At 64.9% G+C, this 18,922-nt stretch carries 18 protein-coding genes and 1 pseudogene; 14 read left to right on the forward strand and 5 right to left on the reverse strand.

Annotated features, from left to right (window positions below):
- Positions 1–12: 12 nt before the first annotated feature.
- Both EI171_RS22360 and EI171_RS22365 read left to right on the forward strand, forming a co-directional pair.
- Positions 13–1,824, forward strand: coding sequence for a hypothetical protein (locus tag EI171_RS22360; RefSeq protein ID WP_161534696.1), 1,812 nt, complete (start codon positions 13–15; stop codon positions 1,822–1,824).
- Complete coding sequence (locus EI171_RS22365; RefSeq protein ID WP_231166495.1) at positions 1,821–3,260, forward strand: Dyp-type peroxidase domain-containing protein; 1,440 nt, start codon at positions 1,821–1,823, stop codon at positions 3,258–3,260. The genes EI171_RS22360 and EI171_RS22365 overlap by 4 nt, the downstream gene beginning before the upstream one ends.
- A gap of 20 nt (positions 3,261–3,280) precedes the next feature.
- Here EI171_RS22365 and EI171_RS22370 read toward each other — a convergent pair whose 3' ends face one another.
- The 3 genes from EI171_RS22370 to hemB form a co-directional block, all read right to left on the reverse strand.
- A complete protein-coding gene (locus tag EI171_RS22370) occupies positions 3,281–4,057 on the reverse strand; it encodes an arginyltransferase (protein WP_011087800.1) in 777 nt (258 codons plus the stop codon).
- 119 nt (positions 4,058–4,176) lie between these two features.
- On the reverse strand, positions 4,177–4,734 hold the full coding sequence (locus tag EI171_RS22375) for an RDD family protein (RefSeq protein WP_028171628.1): 558 nt from the start codon (positions 4,732–4,734) through the stop codon (positions 4,177–4,179).
- Positions 4,735–5,062: 328 nt separating this feature from the next.
- Positions 5,063–6,124: a porphobilinogen synthase gene (gene hemB / locus EI171_RS22380; RefSeq protein WP_028171629.1), complete on the reverse strand. Its 1,062-nt coding sequence runs from the start codon at positions 6,122–6,124 to the stop codon at positions 5,063–5,065.
- A 123-nt stretch (positions 6,125–6,247) separates the two neighbouring features.
- Between hemB and EI171_RS22385 the strand changes: the two genes are divergently transcribed.
- The 12 genes and pseudogenes from EI171_RS22385 to EI171_RS22440 all read left to right on the forward strand — a co-directional run bounded on the left by EI171_RS22385 (position 6,248) and on the right by EI171_RS22440 (position 16,945).
- Positions 6,248–6,751: a DUF6163 family protein gene (locus EI171_RS22385; RefSeq protein WP_038966341.1), complete on the forward strand. Its 504-nt coding sequence runs from the start codon at positions 6,248–6,250 to the stop codon at positions 6,749–6,751.
- A 479-nt stretch (positions 6,752–7,230) separates the two neighbouring features.
- Positions 7,231–7,748: pseudogene (ldtR, locus tag EI171_RS22390) on the forward strand (transcriptional regulator LdtR).
- A gap of 194 nt (positions 7,749–7,942) precedes the next feature.
- A complete protein-coding gene (locus tag EI171_RS22395; RefSeq protein ID WP_028171631.1) occupies positions 7,943–8,179 on the forward strand; it encodes a hypothetical protein in 237 nt (78 codons plus the stop codon).
- 37 nt (positions 8,180–8,216) lie between these two features.
- Positions 8,217–8,438, forward strand: coding sequence for a hypothetical protein (locus tag EI171_RS22400; protein WP_161534697.1), 222 nt, complete (start codon positions 8,217–8,219; stop codon positions 8,436–8,438).
- Positions 8,439–8,704: 266 nt separating this feature from the next.
- A complete protein-coding gene (gene glyA / locus EI171_RS22405) occupies positions 8,705–10,003 on the forward strand; it encodes a serine hydroxymethyltransferase (protein WP_161534698.1) in 1,299 nt (432 codons plus the stop codon).
- Between the two features lie 15 nt (positions 10,004–10,018).
- Positions 10,019–10,501 (forward strand): transcriptional regulator NrdR, encoded by a 483-nt coding sequence (nrdR, locus tag EI171_RS22410; RefSeq protein WP_011087793.1) that lies wholly within the window; start codon positions 10,019–10,021, stop codon positions 10,499–10,501.
- The gene (ribD, locus tag EI171_RS22415; protein WP_161534699.1) at positions 10,498–11,646 is read left to right on the forward strand and encodes a bifunctional diaminohydroxyphosphoribosylaminopyrimidine deaminase/5-amino-6-(5-phosphoribosylamino)uracil reductase RibD; all 1,149 of its coding nucleotides are present in this window, start codon (positions 10,498–10,500) and stop codon (positions 11,644–11,646) included. The genes nrdR and ribD overlap by 4 nt, the downstream gene beginning before the upstream one ends.
- A gap of 1 nt (position 11,647) precedes the next feature.
- On the forward strand, positions 11,648–12,256 hold the full coding sequence (locus EI171_RS22420) for a riboflavin synthase (protein WP_028171634.1): 609 nt from the start codon (positions 11,648–11,650) through the stop codon (positions 12,254–12,256).
- A gap of 152 nt (positions 12,257–12,408) precedes the next feature.
- Complete coding sequence (ribH, locus tag EI171_RS22425; protein WP_011087790.1) at positions 12,409–12,900, forward strand: 6,7-dimethyl-8-ribityllumazine synthase; 492 nt, start codon at positions 12,409–12,411, stop codon at positions 12,898–12,900.
- Positions 12,901–12,903: 3 nt separating this feature from the next.
- Entirely contained in the window at positions 12,904–13,401 is a 498-nt protein-coding gene (nusB, locus tag EI171_RS22430) for a transcription antitermination factor NusB (RefSeq protein ID WP_011087789.1), read from the forward strand.
- A gap of 157 nt (positions 13,402–13,558) precedes the next feature.
- Positions 13,559–14,557 (forward strand): thiamine-phosphate kinase, encoded by a 999-nt coding sequence (thiL, locus tag EI171_RS22435; RefSeq protein WP_161534700.1) that lies wholly within the window; start codon positions 13,559–13,561, stop codon positions 14,555–14,557.
- Between the two features lie 267 nt (positions 14,558–14,824).
- Positions 14,825–16,945, forward strand: coding sequence for a sodium-translocating pyrophosphatase (locus EI171_RS22440; protein WP_011087787.1), 2,121 nt, complete (start codon positions 14,825–14,827; stop codon positions 16,943–16,945).
- A 276-nt stretch (positions 16,946–17,221) separates the two neighbouring features.
- Here EI171_RS22440 and EI171_RS22445 read toward each other — a convergent pair whose 3' ends face one another.
- Complete coding sequence (locus EI171_RS22445; protein ID WP_011087786.1) at positions 17,222–18,223, reverse strand: tripartite tricarboxylate transporter substrate binding protein; 1,002 nt, start codon at positions 18,221–18,223, stop codon at positions 17,222–17,224.
- Positions 18,224–18,340: 117 nt separating this feature from the next.
- Positions 18,341–18,826 (reverse strand): outer membrane protein assembly factor BamE, encoded by a 486-nt coding sequence (locus tag EI171_RS22450; protein ID WP_161534701.1) that lies wholly within the window; start codon positions 18,824–18,826, stop codon positions 18,341–18,343.
- Between the last annotated feature and the right edge of the window lie 96 nt (positions 18,827–18,922).

Genomic DNA, 18,922 nt, shown 5'->3' on the forward strand with positions numbered 1-18,922 from the left:
GAGAAGACAGCCATGCTCGAGATTGTCCGGCAGCAGATGATCTGCATCGTTGCGCCCGGCTGGCCCGGCGGAGGCGGTCTCCCGCAATCACTCCAGGATGCGCTGGACAGCCTCTTGCGCGATGTCGCGGTGGTTCACTTCGCTTCGATCGGGCTCCTGCCGGCGGTGGCCGATGCCGCGGAGCAAAGGCCCTCGCTGATGGTCGAGCTTGCGGTCGAGGAGGGCCTGCGCCCGTACGACCTGCTGTATCGCCTCATCCACCATCCCGGCGGCGCGATGTGGTCGCTGTTCGGTGCCATGGTCGCTCCCGGCGTTGCGGTCCCCACGGCGCAGCACGAGCAGCAATTGCTGGACAAGCTGATGCAGTGGCACAGCATCGCCGATGGCGCCTTCGTCGGCGCCCGCGACCGGTCGGTCCGGCAGATCAAGATGGAGCAGGACCTGCTCGAGCGCACGCGAGCCGAGGCGCGGACGCTGAAATCCAAATACGGCAATGATCGCACCGCGTTCGCGCTGGCGCTGGCGCGATGGGCATACGCAGACCCACGCTTCGAGTGGGCGGCCACGCCTGCACCGCGTTCCTACTGGCGCGGGAAGGGGGCCGGCATCGGCGCGAAGCTCGCCTATCCGGTAGCGGCGATCGTCCTGTGGTTTGTCGCGCTCTGGCTCATCTCGGCACTTCCGCGCGCCTACAATTGGTTCTTCGGCGAACCGGGTCCCATCGTGCAGGCCGTGGAGGACGCCGTCAGCAAGACGAGCAAATGTCTGCTGGCGATAAGTGGACACGGTTTGCTGGCGTTCGCGGTGATTGCATTTCTAGTGTGGCTGTTCCTGGTCCCGCTGCCTGCGCAATTCGTGTCATGGAGGCGGTGGTTGAACAGCGTTCAGCAAGAGCTCGACCGACCGACCGATACGTTCTCATCGCTGTCGACCTATGTCGGTGGCTGGGTCATCGGCGTGCCGCTGCTGCTGGCCATCGCCGCGTGCGCCATAGCCTACACTCTCGCGCCGCTGGCCTATGCGCTCGCTCCGGACTATATGGCGCGTATCGTCGAACCGAAGATACCAAAGCTGACCGGATTGGAGATCATCGGGATCGCCGTCGCTGTGATCGCCGTGGTGCTTTGCATCGGTACGTTGTTTTACTGGCTCAATCGCCGGTTCACGAAGCTGAGCGAGCAGTTCTTCCATCCGCTCGAAGACGACGTTCCGCGTGCCCAGCAGATCCACCCGTCGGTCGAGAGATGCGAGGCGGAGCTGGTCCGCAAGACCCAGCACATGTTCAGCCTTACGGATGTGCGTCGTCCGAACGGGTGGAGCGCGTGGTGCATCCGGACGGCCCTGCGTATCGTGACATTCGCCGGACGGGTGTTTTTCACGCAAGGGTGGCTCGGAAATGCGCCGGGCATCCATTTCGGTCACTGGCACATCATCGACAACGGTCGCCGCTTTCTGTTCTGCTCGAACTATGACGGCAATTTCGGCGGCTATCTCGACGATTTCATCAACGGTGCTTCTACCGGAACCACGCTGGCCTGGCGCTGGACGGAGCTCAGTCCACGCGCGCCGGCGGTGGACGGTCAGCCTGGCATTGCCGCGCCGCGCAGCTTCCCGCCGACGCGCTTTGTCATCTTCCGTGGTGTGAAGTGCGAGCTGAAATTCAAGTCCTACGCGCGCGACAGCATGCTCCCGCACATCTACCATTTCGACGCGTGCAACAGGACGATCGAGCAGATCAATCTTGCGACCGGACTGCGCGACGCCCTGTTCGGCGAGCGCAACGAGAAGAACGACGACCTGATCATGAGGGCGATCGAGACATGAAGCACGCACCGCTTCTCTCCGAGCAAAGCGACGACATCCAGGGCATGCTGAAGAGCGGCTTCGGCTGGCTCAAGAGCAGCCGTTTCTGGTTGCTCACGATCCGCGAAGGCCGCGTGGATCAGGCCCGGGCCTGGCTCGCGAAACTCGTCGACAGCGGTTTGGTCGTCAGCGCCAAGCGTGTCGGGACGGGCAGGAAGAAACCGGAAGAGTCGATCAGCGAGGCCGTGGCGGTCGCCTTCAGTTTTTCAGGGCTCAAGAAGCTCGGCTGTACCGAGGCGGAAACGCATCCGTTTCCGACTGCTTTCAGCAGTGGCATGGGAAGCGCATTGCGCAAAGAGCTGTTGAGGGACGCTGGGCGTGATCAATGGCGCTGGTCGGATGTTGAAGACCCCGACGGCCGCCAAACCGTTCACATCCTCGTTGCGCAATGGTGGGTGCTCGACAAGAAATCGCGAATGGAGGATCCCGATCCGGATGCGTTCATCGTCAGGACCGTTGAAAACAATCCTTGCTCGTTCAAGAAAGAGGAAGATGGCAAACTGCGCGAGCCGTTCGGGTTCCGCGACGGCCTCGCTCAACCCGTGATCCGCGGCCTCAGGGAAGAGGGGGGGGCCGCGCTGAAGCAGGCCAAGCGCGATGCCGGCGACCTCTATGAGGATCGCGTCGTCGAGCCCGGAGAATTCATTCTTGGCTATCGCAACGAATATGACGAACTCACCTACTGTCCCAACGTGAAGGAGTGGCCGCAGTCCAGTGCCCGCTTCACGCTGAACGGAAGCTACCTGGCCGTGCGGCAGATCGCGCAGGATGTCGATGCGTTCGAGCAGTTCAAGACGGCTAATGGCCAGCACATCTGCGAAAAAATGATGGGGCGTCGGATGGACGGCATGCCGCTCGGATGGCAGGGACCTCTGGGGTCGGATTCGGCGGCGGACGCCTTCCGCTATCGAGTCCAGGACGCAAACGGCTTCGTTTGCCCCCAGGGAGCTCATGTCCGCCGGTCCAATCCGCGCGATTCCCTTGGCATCGATGTGCCATCGAGCATCAAATCATCCAAGCTGCACAGGTTGCTCCGCCGTGGACGGCCCTATCGTGAGACGACCGAAAGCGGCACGTCGTGCGATGGCTTGTTCTTTATCGCGTGCAATGCCGATCTCGAGCGCCAGTTCGAGTTCATCCACCAGCGCTGGGTGCAAAACCCCCGGTTCGGGACTCTTGAAGGCCAGGACGATCCTGTCGTGGGTTCGTCGCCTGTCCCGAAGACGTTCACCATTCCGGGATTGCCGAGCGGCAGCGAAGTGACGCTGGCCTCATTCACGCAGGCGCTCGGAGGCGGTTACTTCTTCTTGCCGGGGATCGCGGCGCTTCAGTTCATCGCCGGAGGTCGCGCCGGTGCAAAGCCTGCCCCGTCGCGTCAGGTTGAAGCGGCCTCCTGAGAGGGAAGACGGCGGAGGGCTTAGTCCTGCGGCTCTGACGCCGCATCCCCTTGCGCGTCGATGCGCAGCCAGCCCGACGGAGCGAGGCGCTGCTGCGGCAGGAAGCGGGCCTTGTAGTCCATCTTCTTCGAGCCCTCGATCCAGTAGCCGAGATAGACATAGGGCAACCCTTGCCGACGGGCGCGGGCGATGTGGTCGAGGATCATGAAGGTGCCCATCGAGCGGCTGACCTGGCTCGGCTCGAAGAAGGAATAGACCATCGACAGGCCGTCGCTGAGCACGTCGGTGAGCGCAACCGCGATCAGCTCCTCGCCGCGGCCGGTGATACCGCTGTCGGGGCCGCGCTTGCGGTACTCGATGATGCGGGTCTCGACATGGCTGTCCTCGACCATCATGGCGTAGTCGAGCACGGTCATGTCGGCCATGCCGCCGTGGCGGTGGCGAGCGTCGAGATAGGCACGGAATACCGAATATTGCTCGGAGGTCGGGACCGCACTGCGCTGCTCGCCGATGATGTCGGCGTTACGCGCTATCACCTTGCGGAAGTTGCGGGACGGGCGGAACTCGTTGGCGATGACCCGGACCGACACGCAGGCGCGGCACTGGTCGCAGGCGGGCCGATAGGCGATCGACTGGCTGCGGCGGAAGCCGCCATGGGTCAGGAGGTCGTTGAGGTCGCCCGCGCGGTCACCCACGAGGTGCGTGAACACCTTGCGCTCATGCCGGCCCGGCAGATACGGGCAGGGAGAAGGCGCCGTAAGGTAAAATTGGGGGGTGTCGCGCGAGTGCTGGGTCAAGGGACGTCGTGGGCCTCCAAAACGGGTGTCAGCATCGCGCTACGGAAGCCCCCGGTCAATTGGTCTGCTCGGCAGGTCAGATCAGTCAGCTTAGCCGGTCCTGGTTGATAGGTTCTTGATCAGTAGGTTCTGGCGCCCTGGGGCAGGGGTGCGCGGACCGAGTTGTTGATCACGACCGTTCCGAGCACGAAGTCATGCAAAAGGCGCCGCCGGCCGTTGAACAGGCCGACCAGGACCACGAAGGGCGACAGGAACGAAACCGTCACCCAGAACAATACGGCATGGGTGGCGCCGAGCACGAAATAGCCAGGAGCGCCGTACCAGGTGCGCAACTCCAGGTCCATCACCCGCATGCCGATCGTCGCCGACGACGGACCGCCGATGCAGGCGCCGTAATAGACGATGGCCCAGATCACGGACGCCGGCCAGGCCAGCCAGAACAGCGCCCAGCCGATACCGAGCGTGACCACGCCGAACAAGGCGATGAAGAGGTAGCCGAGGATGACCGGCACCGCGATCACGACCATGTCGATCAGGAAGGCGAACACCCGCCGCGTCGCGACGCCGCGGAACAGTTCCGGGTGCAGATATGGATCGTAAGCGTGCGGTTGCACCCCGCCGTCATTGCGCCAGGCGCCTGCCTGGGGTCCTGAATTGCCCGAGTCCGAATACGACATGGTCCATCCTCCAGATGGGAAACTTCCGTGGCAGGACATGGGAACAGGCCGTCCGCGTGCCAAGGGCGTCGGGATTAACAAGCCGAAATATTCCGGCGATTCGGGGGCGAGGGGGCGGGAGGGACGAGCTGCAACCGCGAACCCAAGCGTCGTCCTGGCGAAAGCCAGGACCCATTACCCCAGGAAGAGTTTGGCGAAGACCAGAAGTTTGATTCCTTCGCTGGTACGAATACCGCCCGCCATCGATGGATCACGCGGTATGGGTCCTGGCTTTCGCCAGGACGACGACGGAGGCGAGGTCCCGGCCATCGCCAGGACGACAATGACCTTACCCCTGCGCCCGCAGCTTCTCCGCCGCCTTCGGGGCAAAGTAGCTCAGCACGCCATCCGCGCCGGCGCGCTTGAAGGCGAGCAGGCTCTCCATCATCGCGCGGTCGCCGTCGAGCCAGCCGTTGCCCGCGGCCGCCGCGATCATCGCGTACTCACCGGACACCTGGTAGGCGAAGGTCGGCATCGCAAAGGTGTCCTTCACGCGGCGGACCACGTCGAGATAGGGCATGCCCGGCTTCACCATCACCATGTCGGCGCCCTCGGAGATGTCGAGCTCGACCTCGCGCAGCGCCTCGTCGGTGTTGGCGCTGTCCATCTGGTAGGTGCGCTTGTCGCCGGTCAGCGTCTTGGCCGAGCCGATGGCGTCCCGGAACGGGCCGTAGAAGGCGGAGGCGTATTTGGCCGCATAGGCCATGATCTGCACGTCGATCAGCCCTGCCTGGTCCAGTCCCTCGCGGATCGCGGCGACGCGGCCGTCCATCATGTCGGAGGGCGCGATGATGTCGCAGCCGGCTTCGGCCTGCACCAGGGCCTGGCGCACCAGCACGGCGACCGTCTCGTCGTTCAGGATCGCGCCGTCCGCGATCAGGCCGTCATGGCCGTGGCTGGTGAAGGGATCGAGCGCGACGTCGCAGAGGACGCCGATCTCCGGAAATTCCTTCTTGATCGCGCGTACCGCCTGGCAGACCAGATTATTCGGGTTGCAGGCCTCCGAGCCTTCCTCGTCGCGCAGGGACGGGTCGGTGTAGGGAAACAGCGCGATGCAGGGGATCGTGAGCTTCATCGCGCGCTCGGCCTCGCGCACGGCCTGGTCGACGCTAAGGCGCTCGACGCCCGGCATCGAGGCGATCTGCTCGCGCTTGTTGTTGCCGTCGATCAGGAACAGCGGCCAGATCAGATCGTCGGTGGTGAGCACGTTCTCGCGCACCATCCGCCGGGCCCACTCGGCCTTGCGGTTGCGGCGCGGACGGATGGCCAGATCGAGGGCTGGGGAGGCGGCTGCGCCATCCCGGCGCGAAACCTCGCGCAATTCGATCGGACGCCCGTATTTGATCGCCATCACTCTTCCTCCGGCTGGAATTATTCTTATACCAGCTCGCATGGTTCCCGTCACCGCGGCTTGACCTGCCGCAAGGGATGGCAGCCGATTGATTTTGCGGGGCGAAACAGCCAGAAGGGAGCCATGTCCGAGATCTCCACCCGCGATGCGGCCCGCGACAGCGCCAACGCCAGGGACGCCGCCAGAGACAATGCCAGAGACAATGCAATGTCGGTGGCGGCGATCTCGTCGGAGCGCTCGGAGTCCGACGACAATGTCTGGACGCGCCGGCTCGTGCTGTTCCTGCGGGTGATGGCGGTGCTCTCGATCCTCAAGGGCCTCTATCATTGGGCGCAGGTGACCGGCTTCGTCGGCGGCGAGGACGAGGCGTTCGAGAACCAGTCGATGGCCTGGCAGGCCGCGACCGTCTACTTCGCCGTGATCGAGCTCGTCGCCGCCGTCGGGCTGTGGCTCGCAACGCCCTGGGGCGCGGTGGTGTGGCTGACGACCGTGGTGTCGATGGCGGTGATCGAGCTGATGTTCCCGGGAATCTACGGCGGCAGCCTGGTCGTGGTCGGCGTCGAGGTCTTCATGCTCGCCGCTTATCTGGCGCTCGCCTGGATGGCCGCGCGCGAACGGCCGCCGTAGGGCGGATGCAGGACTCTTGTAGGATGGGTAGAGCGCAGCGAAAGCCATCACCGACGTGCGCCCGCATCGATGGGTTTCGCTTCGCTCTACCCATCCAACGATCTGTTCAGCTCCGGGACACGAGAGCAGAGTTCGGCGCTTGGTTGACCGCTGGTTGCCTAAAATTCGAAGTAAGTTTTCGCTAACCTAGCCTGGTCCGCCACAGCTCTTACGCGCGCGTTTCGAAACGGGGCGGGGCTGTTCTGGAATGCGACAACCGGGGCGGACGGAGGGTGAACAGGACCTTGCGAGGGTCAACAGAGGGTTGCGAAAAGCCCTTGTGGCACAGGCTTAATCCGCAATTCACTGTCTTAAATTCATGATCTCTTTATTCTCTTATTTAAGCCGATCTTCAAACGAGCCCCTTAAGTTGCACCTATCAGACGGGACACAAGTTTCGTCGAATAAGTGTCGATAAAAACGACAACAGGGGAAGTGTCATGATGAAAGCCGTCGCAACTGCGGCAGATACCGCAGAGCGCGTCTCCGGCCAGCAGGGTTCGGTGCAGTCGCTCTATCTGGAAGCTTTGACTCTGGTGGAGCGGCTGCATCGCCGGCTCCTCGACGTCATCAAGGACGAGTTCGATCGCCGCGGTCGCGCCGACATCAACTCGGTGCAGGCGCTCCTGCTCTACAACATCGGCGACAAGGAGCTGACCGCGGGCGAGCTGCGCACGCGCGGCTACTATCTCGGCTCCAACGTCTCCTACAATCTGAAGAAGCTCGTCGAGCTCGGCTTCCTCGATCACCAGCGCTCGCGCGTCGATCGCCGCTCGGTGCGCATCCGCCTGACGCCGCAGGGCCAGGAAGTCCGCCGTATCGTCGACTCGCTCTACCAGAAGCACGTCAAGACGGTCGAGCAGGTCGGCGGTATCTCGGGCGAGGAATTCTCGACCCTCAACAAGTCGCTGCACCGTCTCGAGCGTTCTGGACTGATCAGATTCTCTATCGGCTCTGAGTTTCCAAGGGATGGCCAAGCCGGCCCGCAACAAGACCGGCAAGCCTGCCGAACGTGCCTGACTTCCCCAAGCGCACCGGCCCGGTTTCTCCCGGACCGGTGCGTTTTGTCATTTTGCAGCTGCGAGAAAATTCACCGATCGGGTGGAACCGGAGCCCGGTATCGCCGTTAGTTCTCTGGATTCGGAGGATGCGATGCTGGTCGGGCGCGGGCTGCAGGTCATGAACGTCCAACTCGTGAGTGATGCCTATGCCATCGCCGCGAATTACCTCCGCCGCTCCGGTGCGATTCCCGACACGCTCGTCACCAACGAACACCTGCTCGAGATCATCATCAAGCTGCTCCAGCACGGCGAATTCAACAAGATCAGGCTCGCCAACAAGGCGATCGCCCGGTTCGAGACGCAGTCCGAGGCCCGCGCGGTTGCCTGATCAAAACTCCCGACATTCCAGAGAACCAGAGGGTGCCATGGACGCTGCCATCGACCGCATCATGCAGACTTATGACCTGCTCGCCAATCGCACGGCGGCGGCCAGCGAGGAGACACGCGCCAAGGTGACGAACTACCTCAACACGCTGATTGAAGCGGGTGAGAAGGACCCGCACAGGTTGACGGTCTGCGGCCTGACCTATTTGCGCCAGCTCGACGGCAGCGTGGACCCCGTGAAGGCCGGGTATACGGGGCTCTAAGGGGGAGGGGCGGCTCTCATCGGCCGGCAGGACTTTAAGGTCCAAAACGGCCCCTTCAGGCATCATCGGAACGGGGCGGTTCCAGCGAACCGCTCCAGCGTCCGGATCCTTCAATCCCCACCATATCTTGCATAAATATCAGGCCCGACCCGCAACTACTTGGCCGGGGGCGGGCGATGTGGTAGATCGCGCTCGCCGCTTCCGATCGCCACACCAGACCCGCCCGTAGCCCGCCAAAAGGCTGCGGCGGTGGAGATATTCGCAAGATGACCTCAGCCAGAACCGCCTCCGCGCCCGATTCGTTTTTCACCGCCTCGCTCGACCAGGCCGACCCGGAAATCGCAGCCGCCATCAAGGGCGAGCTCGGCCGGCAGCGCCATGAGGTCGAGCTGATCGCCTCCGAGAACATCGTCAGCCGTGCCGTGCTGGAAGCGCAGGGTTCGGTGATGACCAACAAATATGCGGAAGGTTATCCGGGCGCGCGTTACTATGGCGGTTGCGAGTGGGTCGACGTCGCCGAGAACCTCGCGATCGACCGCGCCAAGAAGCTGTTTGGCGCTGGCTTCGCCAACGTCCAGCCGAACTCCGGCAGCCAGATGAACCAGGCGGTGTTCCTGGCGCTGCTCCAGCCCGGCGACACCTTCATGGGCCTCGACCTCGCGGCCGGCGGCCATCTCACCCATGGCTCGCCCGTCAACATGAGCGGCAAGTGGTTCAAGGCCGCGCACTATACCGTGCGCCGCGAGGACCAGATCATCGACATGGATGCGGTCCAGAAGCAGGCCGAGGAGGTCAAGCCGAAGCTGATCGTCGCCGGCGGCTCGGCCTATTCGCGCGCCTGGGACTTCAAGCGTTTCCGCGAGATCGCGGACAGCGTCGGCGCGTATCTGCTGGTCGACATGGCGCACTTCGCCGGCCTCGTCGCCGGCGGCGTGCATGCCTCGCCGGTGCCGTATGCGCACGTCACCACCACGACGACGCACAAGTCGCTGCGCGGTCCGCGCGGCGGTCTGATCCTCTCTAACGACGAGACACTCGCCAAGAAGCTCAACTCGGCGATCTTCCCGGGCCTGCAGGGCGGCCCCCTGATGCATGTGATCGCGGCGAAGGCGGTCGCCTTCGGCGAGGCGCTGCGTCCGGACTTCAAGGTCTATGCGAAGAACGTCGTCGAGAACGCCAAAGCGCTGGCCGAGGCGATGAAGAGCCACGGGTTCGATATTGTGTCCGGCGGTACCGACAACCATCTGATGCTGGTCGACCTCAGGCCGAAGGGCCTGAAGGGCAACGTCTCGGAGAAGGCGCTGGTCCGCGCGGCCATCACCTGCAACAAGAACGGCATTCCCTTCGACCCCGAAAAGCCCTTCGTGACCTCGGGTCTGCGTCTCGGCACCCCGGCGGCGACGACCCGCGGTTTCGGCGTCGCTGAATTCCAGCAGGTCGGCGGCATGATCGCCGAGGTTCTCAACTCGATCGCGCAGTCCGACGACGGCAAGGCGCCGCTGGTGGAAGCCGCGATCAAGGAACGGGTCAAGGCGCTCACCGATCGGTTCCCGATCTATCAGTAAGGCTAGGCCAAGCGGATGCGCTGCCCGAACTGCAACAGTCTCGATACGCAGGTAAAGGACTCGCGTCCGACCGAGGACTCGTCCGTGATCCGCAGGCGGCGCGTGTGCGTCGCCTGCAATTTCCGCTTCACCACCTTCGAGCGCGTGCAGCTGCGCGAGCTCACGGTGATCAAGCGCAACGGCCGCCGTGTGCCGTTCGACCGCGACAAGCTGATGCGCTCGGTGCAGATCTCGCTTCGCAAGCGGCAGGTCGAGCCGGAGCGGGTGGAGAAGATGGTCTCCACCATCGTGCGCGAGCTCGAGACCGGGGGCGAAGCCGAGATCTCCTCCGAGGTGATCGGCGAGACCGTGATGGAGCATCTGCGCACGCTCGACGACGTCGCCTATGTGCGCTTCGCCTCGGTCTACCGCAATTTCCGTGAGGCCAAGGATTTCGCCGACGTGCTCGGCGAGCTCTCCGGTGAGGAGGAAGCGCGGCTCGCCGCGATCCGCAAATGATCTTCCGCATCCTGGAGGATCAGTTCGCGCAGAAGATCCGCGAATCCAAGGACGCCGATCGCCGCTTCATGCAGCTTGCGCTGGCGCTCGGCCGGCGCGGGCAGGGACGGACTTGGCCCAATCCGGCCGTCGGCGCCGTCATCGTGAAAGACGGCGTCATCGTCGGCCGCGGCTGGACGCAGCCCGGCGGACGTCCGCATGGGGAGCCCGAGGCCTTGCGGCGTGCCGGTGAGGCGGCGCGCGGGGCCACGCTCTACGTCACGCTGGAGCCGTGCTCGCATTTCGGTAAATCGCCGCCTTGCGCCGATGCGGTGATTGCGGCCGGCATCAAGCGCGTGGTGGCGGCGATCGAGGATCCCAATCCTGAAGTCGCAGGCCAGGGCCATGCCCGTCTGCGTGCTGCCGGCATCACCGTGGACGTGGGTCTCTGCGCGGCGGAGGCTGCGTTCGACCACGCCGGGCATTTCCGCCGCATCCGCGACAGGCGCCCGCATGTGATCCTGAAGCTCGCGGTCTCGCCCGACGGCAAGATCGGTGCCGCCGGCGGCAAGCCGGTCGCGATCACGGGCGAAGCTGTGCGCAATCGCGTGCATCTGCTCCGCGCGCAGAGCGATGCCATCCTGGTCGGCATTGGCACGGTGCTGGCGGATGATCCGCTTCTCACCTGCCGCCTGCCCGGCATGGCTGCGCGTTCGCCGGTGCGCGTGGTGCTCGACCAGAGCCTGCGCATGTCCGCGGCGAGCCAGCTCGTCCGCTCCGCGCGCGAGACGCCGCTGTGGGTGGTGGGCTCTGAACTTGCCGAGGCTGCGGCCGCCACGCGGCTTGGAGCAGCCGGCGCGCAGATCATCCGCGTACCGCCGGGAAACGCCTCCGGGCTCGATCTGCCGGCAGTGCTGCATGTGCTGGCCGAGAAGGGCATTTCGCGGCTGATGGTCGAGGGCGGCAGCCTCGTTGCGGCTTCGTTCGTGGCGGCCGATCTCGTCGACGAGATCTGGCTGTTCCGCGGCGCGGAAGAGGTCGGCAGCAGCGGCGTCGATGCGCTCGATGCATTGCCCCTGTCGAAAATCACGCAGTCGCAGGCCTACAAGGTTCATGCTAGCGAGACATTCGACAAGGATACTCTCACCATCTACGAGCGCGCCTAACATGTTCACCGGCATTGTCACCGATCTCGGCGAGATCGTCAGCTTCACGCCAACGGCGCAGGGCCAGTTGCACCGGCTGCGCATCGCCTGCAGCTATGATCAGACCACCATTGCCGATGGCGCCTCGATCGCCTGCAATGGCGTCTGCCTGACGGTCGTCGCTTCAGGTGTCGCGGGCGGCAAGACCTGGTTCGACGTCGACGCGGCCGCCGAGACGCTGGCGCTCACGACGGCAAAGCACTGGAGGGTGGGCACCAGGCTCAACCTCGAACGCGCGCTCAAGATCGGCGATGAGCTCGGCGGCCATATCGTCGCCGGTCACGCCGACGGGATCGCGACCATCGTCAGCCGCGAGGACCTGCCCGACATGGCGCGGTTCGTGCTCTCCACGACGCGCGAGCTGGCGCGGTTCATCGCCACCAAGGGATCGATTACGCTCGACGGCGTCTCGCTGACAGTCAATACGGTTGCGGACGTGACCTTTTCGGTGCTGATTATCCCGCACACGCTGACCGTCACGACGATCGGCGGCTGGAAGGCGGGGGCCGAGGTCAATATCGAGGTCGACCTGATGGCCCGCTACGCGGCGCGGCTGACGGAAATGAAGTGACGGCAAAGCCGTCATTCCGGGGCGGTCCGTAGGACCGAACCCGGAATCTCGAGATTCCGGGTTCGCTTCGCGCCCCGGAATGACAGTTTAAAACTTGGCTTACATGCGTTCGGCGACTACATAGCGCCGACCCCTGTGAAACGGATTGAACGATGGCAGACGCGCGGCGCGCACCCTTGAAGGACCAGACCGACATTTCCGGCGCGCGTGCGCTGATTGTCGAGGCGCGGTTCTATGACGATCTCCAGGATGCGCTACTGGACGGCGCAGTGGCCGAGCTGAAGGCCGCCGGCCTGACGCATGACGTCATCACGGTTCCCGGCGCGCTGGAGATCCCGGCGGCGGTGGCCATTGCGGTCGATGCCGCGGCGGCCAACGGCAAGCCCTACGATGCGGTGATCGCGCTCGGCTGCGTGATCCGCGGCGACACCATCCATTTCGAGATCGTCTCGCAGGAATCCTCCCGAGCGCTGATGGACCTTGCGGTTTCGCGAAAGCTCCCGCTCGGCAACGGCATTCTCACCGTCAACACCGAGGCGCAGGCCTGGGCGCGGGCGCGCGCCAGCGAGCTCAACAAGGGCGGCGATGCCGCGCGCGCTGCGCTTGCGATGCTGCGCATCAAGCGCCGCCTGGCGCGGGCCTGAGCCATGGCCGACAACAACAAGAAGCCGGCGGGGCTTACGGAGAAGAAGGCGAACCGGCGCGGTGCGGCGCGGCTCGCGGCCGTCCAGGCGCTGTACCAGATGGATATCGCCGGCGCCGGCATCAACGACATCTTCGCCGAGTTCGAGAGCCACTGGCTCGGCAACGAGGTCGAGGGCGACACCTACCTGCCGGCCGAAGCCGCGTTCTTCCGCGACGTCGTCTCCGGCGTCGTGCGCGACCAGAAGAAGCTCGACCCCCTGATCGACGAGGCGCTGTCGAAGGGCTGGCCATTGAAGCGGATCGAGGCGATCCTGCGCGCGGTGCTGCGGGCCGGGGCCTATGAGCTCCAGCATCGCAAGGACGTGCCGGGCCGCGTCGTGGTCTCCGAATATGTCGACGTTGCCAATGCCTTCGTCGATCGCGAGGAGACCGGCATGGTGAATGCGGTGCTCGACCAGATCGGCCGTCAGTTTCGCGGTGACGAGTTCGGGCGAGGGTAAACACATATTCCGCTGTCATCCCCCGCCTTGTGCGCAGTTGCGCACTGGGGCGGGTGATCCAGTACGCCGCGGCAGCGGTTATTGAAATCGGGCGTCTCGGCGTACTGGATCGCCCGGTCAAGCCGGGCGATGACAGTGGAGTTTGGGGCTAGCGCCGATGACCAACGCACCGGAAAACTCCGCCGAAGACACCCTCATCGCGCGCTATTTCAAGCCGCTGGCGACCGATCCCGGTGCGTTCGGGCTGGTCGACGATGCCGCGGTCCTGTCCTCGTCCGGCGACGACATCGTCGTCACCACCGATGCCGTGATCGAGGGTGTGCACTATCTTGCCACCGACCCACCCGACACCATCGCGCGCAAGGCGCTGCGGGTGAACCTGTCCGATCTCGCCGCCAAGGGCGCCGTGCCGGCCGGCTTCGTGCTGACGCTGGCGCTGCGGAGCAAGGAGGACGCCTGGCTCGGGCCGTTCGCGGATGCGCTGGGCGAGGATGCGAAAACCTTCGCGTGCCCGCTGCTCGGCGGCGACACGGTGTCGACGCCGGGGCCGCAAATGATCTCGATCACCGCCTTCGGCCGCGTGCCACGGGGGCGGATGGTCGGCCGCACCGGGGCGCGGCCAGGCGACCGTATCCTGGTGACAGGCACGATCGGCGATGCCGCGCTCGGACTTGACGTGCTCACGGGCGGCGCTGCGGCTGCGGCGCTCGCGTCCGATCCTGCCGCAAGGGAAGCTCTGGTTTCGCGCTATCGCATTCCGCAGCCACGCAACATGCTGGCGCGCGCGGTGAGGGACCATGCGTCGGCTGCGATGGACGTCTCCGACGGGCTCGCCGGCGACCTGACAAAACTCTGCGCGGCGTCGGGCGTCTCGGCCTCTGTGGACGTGGCGAACGTGCCGCTCTCGGCCGCCGCGGCGGGCCTGATCGTGCGCAACGCCGTTTGCGTCGAGACGCTGCTTGCCGGGGGCGACGATTACGAGGTGCTGTGCACGGTGCCGCCGGCGCAAAGCGATGCGCTGATTGCCGCGGGGCGGGCTGCTGGCGTTGCGGTCACGGCGATCGGCACGATCGTCGCAGGGAGCGCGCGGCCGCGCTTCCTGGACGGGCAGGGCCAGGAATTGGCTTTGAAGCGGCTGTCCTACAGCCACTTCTAGGAATTGCTCCAAATCGCGGCGTCCGGGCGATGGGCTGAGGACTTGGAGCTCAGGACTTGCTCAGGACTTGGCCTAAATACTTGCCGAGATCGGCTTTTTCGGCCGCTTCCGGCGTTGCACCATCAAGTTGATTTTGGCAAGCTCGCGACCGACTGAGGCCGCCCCTTCGGGAAAGGGGGCGGCCTTGTTCGAAATCAAGGCGCCGCACCGCACGACGGACAATAAAAGGCGCCGGGGACACATCAAGGATCTGAGGCAAAAAATCACATGACAGCATTATGGTTGATAGTGCTCTGCGGAGTGCTTTCCGTCGTCTACGCGATTTGGGCGACGTCTTCGGTGTTGAGCGCGGATGCGGGGTCGCCGCGCATGCAGGAGATCGCAGCTGCGGTGCGCGAAGGCGCACAGGCCTATCTGCGGCGCCAGTACACCACGATCGGTATCGTCGGCATCGTCATTTTCGTGCTGCTTGTCTATTTCCTCGGGTTCTATGTCGCGATCGGTTTTGCCATCGGCGCCATCCTGTCGGGGGCGGCCGGCTTCATCGGCATGAACGTCTCGGTTCGCGCCAATGTGCGCACTGCCCAGGCGGCGACCACGTCGCTCGCCGGCGGCCTCGAGCTCGCCTTCAAGGCGGGCGCGATCACCGGCATGCTGGTGGCGGGTCTCGCGCTGCTCGGCGTGACCCTCTATTTCGGCTTCCTGGTCTATTCGCTGAAGCTCGCGCCTGACAGCCGCGTCGTCGTCGACGCCATGGTGGCGCTCGGCTTCGGCGCCTCGCTGATCTCGATCTTCGCCCGTCTCGGCGGCGGCATCTTCACCAAGGGTGCGGACGTCGGCGGCGACCTCGTCGGCAAGGTCGAGGCCGGCATTCCCGAGGACGATCCGCGCAACCCGGCGACCATTGCCGACAATGTCGGCGACAACGTGGGCGACTGCGCCGGCATGGCCGCCGACCTGTTCGAGACCTATGCGGTGACCGCGGTCGCCACCATGGTGCTCGCGGCGATCTTCTTCGCCAAGACGCCGATCCTCATGAGCATGATGACGCTGCCGCTCGCCATTGGCGGCATCTGCATCATCACCTCGATCATCGGCACCTTCTTCGTCAAGCTCGGGCCGAGCCAGTCGATCATGGGCGCGCTCTACAAGGGCCTGATCGCAACCGGCGTGCTGTCGCTGATCGGCATTGCCGTGGTGATCTACACGCTGATCGGCTTCGGCAAGCTCGACGGCGTCGACTATACCGGCATGTCGCTGTTCGAATGCGGCGTCGTCGGCCTGATCGTCACCGCGCTGATCATCTGGATCACCGAATACTACACCGGCACCGACTATCGTCCGGTGAAGTCGATTGCGGCTGCGTCGGTGACCGGCCACGGCACCAACGTGATCCAGGGCCTTGCGATCTCGATGGAGGCGACCGCGCTGCCTGCGATCGTCATCATCGCCGGCATCCTCGTCACTTACAGCCTTGCCGGCCTGTTCGGCATCGCGATCGCGACGGCCACCATGCTGGCGCTGGCCGGCATGATCGTCGCGCTCGACGCCTTCGGTCCGGTGACGGACAACGCCGGCGGCATCGCCGAGATGGCGGGCCTGCCGAAGGAGGTGCGCAAGTCGACCGATGCGCTCGACGCCGTCGGCAACACCACCAAGGCGGTCACCAAGGGCTACGCGATCGGTTCGGCCGGTCTCGGCGCGCTCGTGCTGTTCGCGGCCTACAACCAGGACCTCAAGTTCTTCGTTGCGGATTCCGCGCATCACACCTACTTCGCCGGCGTCAATCCCGACTTCTCGCTGAACAATCCCTATGTGGTGGTGGGCCTCCTGTTCGGTGGTCTGCTGCCGTATCTGTTCGGCGCGATGGGCATGACGGCCGTGGGCCGTGCGGCGAGCGCGATCGTCGAGGAGGTGCGGCGTCAGTTCCGCGAGAAGCCGGGTATCATGCAGGGCACCGACAAGCCGGACTACGGCAAGGCGGTCGACCTGCTGACCAAGGCGGCGATCAAGGAGATGATCATCCCCTCGCTGCTGCCGGTGTTGTCGCCGATCGTCGTCTACTTCCTGATCTACGCGATCGCCGGAGGCGGTGCGACCGGCAAGTCGGCGGCGTTCTCGGCGGTCGGCGCGATGCTGCTCGGCGTGATCGTGACGGGCCTGTTCGTCGCGATCTCCATGACCTCCGGCGGCGGCGCCTGGGACAACGCCAAGAAGTACATCGAGGACGGTCACTACGGCGGCAAGGGCAGTGATGCCCACAAGTCAGCGGTGACCGGTGACACCGTCGGCGATCCCTACAAGGACACGGCGGGACCGGCGGTGAACCCGATGATCAAGATCACGAACATCGTGGCTTTGCTGCTGCTGGCGATCCTGGCGCACTGAACCTGTCGCGCGCTACAAACGACAAACCCGCGGTGCAAACCGCGGGTTTTTTGTTGTCCGCTTTACGGGGGACCGTCGCCATGAAGGTCGAGACGACCAAGTGTATCCGGTGCGGCTGCGACATGCTGATGGCCGACACGGTCTGTCCGACTTGCGGCAGGGTGCAAGCCGGTGGCCGGCAATCCGGTGCGCGTACAATGCTGGCGGTCGCGCTGGCGGCGGCCGTCCTCATCGCCTTCAACTGGTTCAAATCTCCTGCGCCGCAAGCGAGCCCGCCTACTGCACATCCATCTGCAAACCTTCCTTCTGGATGATGCCGGCGAACTTCTTCGTCTCGGCGTCCACGAAGTCGGCGAACTGCTGCGGCGTGCCGTAGTCGGCGCGGGCGCCCATGGCGGCGATGTTCTTCTTGATGTCGTCGCGCTCCAGCATCGCCTTCACCTGGAGATTGAGCGCTTCGAGCACCCCGGCGGGGACGCCTTTCGGCAGGAACACCGAGAACCACGACGAGACGTCGAAATTGGCCAGCTCCGGTGCGCTCTCGCGCATGGTCGGCAGGTTCGGCGCGAGGTCGCTGCGCTCGGCGGTCGTCACGCAGAGGCCGGTGAGCGTGCCGTTCTGGACCTGCGGCAGGCTCGGATAGAGGTTGTCGAACAGGATCTGGATGTCGCCGGCGAGCGCGGCCTGGAGCGCGGGCCCGGCGCCGCGGAACGGGATGTGCGTCATCTTCAGCCCGGTGAGCTGCAAGAACCAGGCGCCGGTGAGGTGAGGGCTCTGGCCGACGCCGGAGGAGGCATAGCTGAGCTTGTCCGGATTGGCCTTGAGATAGGCGATCAGCTCGGCGACCGACTTGATGCCGGTCTTCGGATGCGCCGACACGATGTTCGGGATCCGGATCATGTTGGAGACCGGCTGGAGCTGGTCCGGCTTGTAGGTGAGGTTCTTGAAGATGCTGTAGGCGATCGCGTTCGGCCCGGGGTTGCCGATCAGGATGGTGTGGCCGTCCGGCTTGGCGCGAACCACCTCGGCGGTGCCGATCGTGCCGCCGCCGCCGGAGCGGTTTTCCACGACGGCCGACTGGCCCCAGGCGGTTTGCAGATGGGCGGCCAGGAGCCGGCCCATGACGTCAGTCGAGCCGCCGGCCGCAGCCGGCACGACGAGGCGGACGTTTTCGGTGGGTTTCCAGTCCGCCAGGCTCGACCGCGGCAGGATCGCTGCAGCCGACAGGCCGGCAGCGCCGGTGAGCACGCGGCGGCGGGACAACAAGGTTTTCGGCACGAATCCACTCCCAGCTTCTTGTTTTGCAGGGAGCGTATGGAACCCGGCGCGCGACGGCAAGTCGCACGCGCCGGTAAGTGCCGCGCGGAGGGCGGCACGACGCCGCAGGCTGAAGGCTCAGTTAAAGCTGAGCAGCTTGAACAGCGGCGTGAGGTAGCTCATCTCCTGGCCCGATGTCGGCGTGGTGCGGCTGATGAAGTCGAAGATCTTGCCGTCCTGGAGACCGTAATTCGCCAGCCTGCGCACGCGCCGATTCTTGTCGAAATAGATCGCGATCACGCGTTGATCGACCACCCTCTGGTTCATGAAGGCGACCATCCGCTCCGAGCGCTGCGAGATGTAGTAGAAGACCTCGCCGTCGAGGGTCGCGACCGTGGAGGGCGTGCCCATCACGATCAGCACCTGGTCCTGGCTCGCGCCGATCGGAATCTGCTCCAGCGCGCCGGGCGGCAGGATGTAGCCCTTCTGGAACTGCTCGCCGGTGCAGCCCGCGAGCGCCACGCCGACCAAGGCCGCAGCGGCAGCCATGCGCAGGCCGCGCCAGCGTGCATGAAGGCCGCGCCGCTGGTCTGCGCGCGGGCTCGTCTGGTTCGTTATCGTCATAGCGGAACTGATTCCGTCCCCTTGCGTCGCGCGAGGCGCTGAAGTACCGGGCTGAGGCTCTGAATGCAACACGCGCGCGCCCGCTTGCGGAAACCA

The sequence above is a fragment of the Bradyrhizobium sp. LCT2 genome (assembly GCF_009931255.1).
GTDB classification, from domain to species: Bacteria; Pseudomonadota; Alphaproteobacteria; order Rhizobiales; family Xanthobacteraceae; genus Bradyrhizobium; species Bradyrhizobium diazoefficiens.